2 protein-coding genes and 1 CRISPR repeat array are annotated in these 4,474 nt (G+C 67.9%); of the genes, one reads left to right on the top strand and one right to left on the bottom strand.

All coding sequences use genetic code 11. The features are described from left to right. Positions 1-211: hypothetical protein (locus SM447_RS22105; RefSeq protein ID WP_474574756.1), on the bottom strand; the 211-nt coding region annotated here is incomplete at its 3' end. 359 nt (positions 212-570) lie between these two features. Then, a CRISPR array of direct repeats spans positions 571-1,199; the repeat unit is 37 nt; unit sequence GCTGCGCCCGACCACCGCGTCGGGCGAGGATCGCAAC. A 365-nt stretch (positions 1,200-1,564) separates the two neighbouring features. Here SM447_RS22105 and cas3 point away from each other — a divergent pair. Beyond that, the gene (cas3, locus tag SM447_RS22100; RefSeq protein ID WP_474574755.1) at positions 1,565-3,823 is read left to right on the top strand and encodes a CRISPR-associated helicase Cas3'; all 2,259 of its coding nucleotides are present in this window, start codon (positions 1,565-1,567) and stop codon (positions 3,821-3,823) included. Positions 3,824-4,474: the final 651 nt, after the last annotated feature.

The raw sequence follows: 4,474 nt of genomic DNA, 5'->3' as shown, positions 1-4,474 counted from the left end.
GGATCGCAACAAGTGGTACGCCGAGGAAGAAGAGGTCGACGACCCGGCTGCGCTCGGCCACCGCGCCGGGCGAGGATCGCAACATCTCGACGTTGCCCAAGGTGACGTTGCGTCTGCCGGAGCTGCGCTCGGCCACCGCGCCGGGCGAGGATCGCAACCCGTGCTCCAGCCTCGCCACCTGGAGCACGTCCCGGAAGCTGCGCTCGGCCACCCGCGCCGGGCGAGGATCGCAACATCACCGGCGGGCAGGCATACGTGCGGGTGGGACCGGCTGCGCTCGGCGACCGCGCCGGGCGAGGATCGCAACAGCCGGGCCTCGGTGGTGACGAGGTCGCGTACCAGCGAGCTGCGCCCGGCCATCGCGCCGGGCGAGGATCGCAACGCCACGGAGTGCATGGGCATCTGGCCGGAGATGGCCACGCTGCGCCCGGGCACCGCGCCGGGCGAGGATCGCAACGCACGCTGGAGGCGTCGACGTCGACCACGTACGCCGAGCTGCGCCCGACCACAGCGTCGGGCGTTGACAATCGCAACCCGCCGAGGTGGGAGAGGCGCCCGCTTGCTCCTCGGGGCTGCGCCCGACCACCGCGTCGGGCGAGGATCGCAACGACACGAAGCCGGACGGGGACAGCCGGGTGCGGTCCGCTGCGCCCGACCACCGCGTCGGGCGAGGATCGCAACCCGGACTTGCCGGTCAAGGTCGGTGGCATGGTGGCGCTGCGCCCGACCACCGCGTCGGGCGAGGATCGCAACAAGCCGAACATCACGCCCAGCATCCAGGACGACTCCGGCTGCGCCCGACCACCGCGTCGGGCGAGGATCGCAACGACAGCCCGGACGAGGTGAAGGCGTGGCAGGACCGGCGCTGCGCCCGACCACCGCGTCGGGCGAGGATCGCAACACCGAGGACATCAACGGCCACGCCGCGTCGCTGGCGGCTGCGCCCGACCACCGCGTCGGGCGAGGATCGCAACCAGGCCGATGTTGCCGGCGACGCGCAGAAACGTGCCGTGCTGCGCCCGACCACCGCGTCGGGCGAGGATCGCAACGAGGTCGCGCCGGGCGGCTGGTATTGGGCGCTGGCGGAGGCTGCGCCCGACCACCGCGTCGGGCGAGGATCGCAACCCGCTCCCGTCCGGCTACTACTTCGGTCCGGACAACGGCTGCACCCGACCACCGCGTCGGGTGAGGATCGCAACGACCAGGACACGGTGGTGGCGGTGCGCGGTGCCCCGCTCGCGCCAGACCACGGTGTCGGGTGCGGAGGAGGGTCGCAACGGGCAGCTGGCTGCACCTGCGGCCGGTCGTTGGTCAGGGCCGTGCCTAGCTACTGCGCCGAGCAAGGATCGTGACAGTCGGCTGGTCAAGCTTGGTCTCGGCTGCTTGCTTCGCTTGTGGCCGGCCGGAGTGCTGGAAGGCTATCGGCGTCGGTTTGGCTGCGTGCTGTGGCTCCGCCGCGCCGTTGGGCTGTAGCAGGAGGTGTCGGTACGATCACGATCAGTTCTCGGCGGGTTTGGGCCTTCGCGGCCTGTAGCTGTGTGGGTGGGAGGCGGTCGTGCCTGGTGTGAGTGACGTGTGGGCGCATAGCCCTGCGGGTGGTTCAGGCCGTTGGCATTCGCTTGCTGAGCATCTCCGGGGTACGGCTGAGTTGGCCCGAGGTTTCACCGTCCCGTTTGGTGGGGGCGAGGTGTCGTACTGGTTAGGTGCGCTGCATGATGTGGGCAAGGCAGCGTGTGCCTGGCAGGACAAGCTCGCTGTTGTCGCTTCTACGGGCGGGCCGGTGGGGATCGACCACAAGTCGCTGGGTACCCGGATTGCGTACGAGCGTGGGCTTGGGGCGTTCGCCGGTGCGATCTTCGGCCATCATGGTGGACTGATCGACGCGCCCAACCTGCGGGCGGCGTTCAAGCGGAAGCTCGCTGAGTGTCCGGACAACGCGTTGTCTGCCGAGTGTGAGCTTCCCGCTCTGCTGCCTGATCTGCCCCAGCGGCTCGATCATCTGGTGCCGGCGGCGTGGCGGGCGGACCCGTTGGTGGGGGAGATGGCGCTCCGGTTGTGCTACAGCGCTCTGGTTGACGCGGACAGTCTCGACACCAGCGCGCACTTCCAGGGGCTGCCCGGTCCGCGGGTGCGGGCGGACGTCGATTTCGGGCACCTGTTCAAGGTGTTCGAGCAGCGGCGGGGCGTGGAGCTGGCCGGGCGTGGTGGTACTGCGATCGGTGGTTTGCGGGAGCGTGTCTACGTGGACTGCGCGGCGGCGGCGGAGTCGGAGCGTGGGGTGTTTCGCCTTGGTGCGCCGACCGGCGCCGGGAAGACCCTCGCCGCTGGCGGCTTCGCGTTGCGGCATGCGGAGAGGCATGGCCTGCGTCGGGTGATCGTGGCGGTGCCGTTTCTCACCATCACCGAGCAGAACGCCGCGGTCTACCGCCGGTTGCTCGATGAGGATGGGGTTGAACCGGTTGTTCTGGAGCATCACAGCCAGGCCGACTTTGACGATCCGCAGGTGGGGCGGTGGGCGCGGTTGGCGGCGGAGAACTGGGACGCCCCGTTCGTCGTCACGACGTTTGTTCGGCTCTTCGAGTCGTTGTACTCGCGTAAGCCGTCGGCGATGCGGCGGGTTCACCGGTTGGCGAACTCGGTGATCGTGTTGGATGAGGTACAGGCGCTGCCGCATGCCATGCTCGCGCCGATCCTGGACGGTCTGCGGCTGTTGGTGCGGCACTTCGGTGCGACGGTGCTGCTGTCCTCGGCGACCCAGCCGAGTTTCTGGGCGTTGGACGAGTTCAAGGACGTGCCGTGCACTGACCTGATCCACGACACCCCGAGTCTGGTCAGTGATCTGCGGCGAGTGCGGTATGAGTGGCAGCTCGATCCGAAGCCGACGTTGTCGGAGGTCGCCGATCAGGCCAGGGCGCACCCGGCGGCGTTGGTGGTGGTCAACACCACGGCGGACGCGAAGGTGGTTTTCGGCCGGTGGCGTGAGGCTGAGCCGGATGGTTCGGCGTGGCACCTGTCCACCCGGATGTGCCCGGAGCATCGGCGGCGGGTGTTGGAGAAGGCGCGGGCACGTCTGCGCCGGGGCGAGCGGGTTCTTCTCGTGGCCACCCAGCTGATCGAGGCTGGGGTGGATGTGGACTTTCCTGTGGTGTTCCGGGCGATGGCGCCGGCTGATTCGCTGCTTCAGGCGGCCGGGCGAGCCAACCGCGAAGGGCGGATGGCGGACGGCGGCCTGGTGGTGGTGTTCGCGCCGGAGGACGGTGGGCAGCCACCCACCTACAAGACGCTGGTGGGCTGCACCGGGCGCCAGTTCGGGCCGGACAAGGCTGACCCGGATGACCTCGCGGCCCTCGGCCGCTACTACCGCAACGTGTACGACCTGTTGAATCTCGCCGATTCCCACCATGCTGGGCAGCGCATCCAGCAAGCCCGGCGGCGTTGGGAGTTCCAGACCGTGACCGACGGGCCGATGGACGCGGGAACCGGGCAGCGGGATCGGAGGCTGGCGTTCCGGATGATCGACGAGGACGGGATCAGTGTGGTGACGCCCCAGGGTGCCGAAACGGCCGAGCTGCGGTATGACCTGGAGAACCTGATCGAGGATCTGCGTCATGCGCCGGTACCGGATCTTGTCAAGCTGCGACAGCTGCAGCCGTACACGACGACCCTGCACCCCAGCGTCCTGCGCCAGCCCGGCGTAAAGGACCTGCTGCGGCCCGTTTTCGGCAGCGAGGCGCGGCGGGGAACGTTGGTCGAGTGGGCCGGCGAGTACGACGACGCCACCGGCATCGACCTCGACCCGAACCTCGAGCAGTTCCTGTTCTGAGTGGTCGTAGGCGCCGGGGAAGCGCAAATCGATCCCCCTTCATGGTGCAAGCGTGGTGTGCGCTGTCGATCCAAGAAGTGAAGGATCTTTCGATCGGCTCGGCGCGCGCGTCTGAGTGAATCGTCGTCGGCTTTCGGACAGTTTCGTTCCGAGCAATATCCGAGGAAGGTTGGGTAGCCTGCCAGGGCGCTCGGTGGAGAACTGGGCAGCCTGCGGTGCCTCGTGGTGCTGGGATTCGCAACCTCGGGTATTGATCGGGAGCTTTTCTGTCCTCCGGCTGGGACTGAACGTTGTTCATTCCTGGCCGGTTGAGGGCTGGGCGGGCAGTAAGTGGGGTCCTGATGATCTATCGGTCGGTTTTGTCGTACCGGCAGTAGATCCTCGCTCCTGTCGTCCTCAAGGGGATTGCTGGCCCCGTGTTAAGCAATGGCCGAGTGCGCTGGACTAGATCTGATCTTGGGAGGGATTTGTGCTGTGACGACGGATGTGGTCAACGGGCTGACTTTGCGGCGGAGCGCGGAGGGTGATCTTCCGGTTGTTGTGCAGGTCAGTGAGCGTTTTCCAACTGGGTTTGCGTTGGTAGAGGGTGGGTTCGGGTGCCCCGCTGGTGGGTCGGGTTGAGGCTCCCGATAGGACAGCGATCGACCAAGA

Source organism: Micromonospora aridisoli (assembly GCF_056150025.1).
The sequence above is the reverse complement of the archived record's forward strand: the minus strand, read 5'-3'. Positions and strand labels throughout refer to the sequence as shown.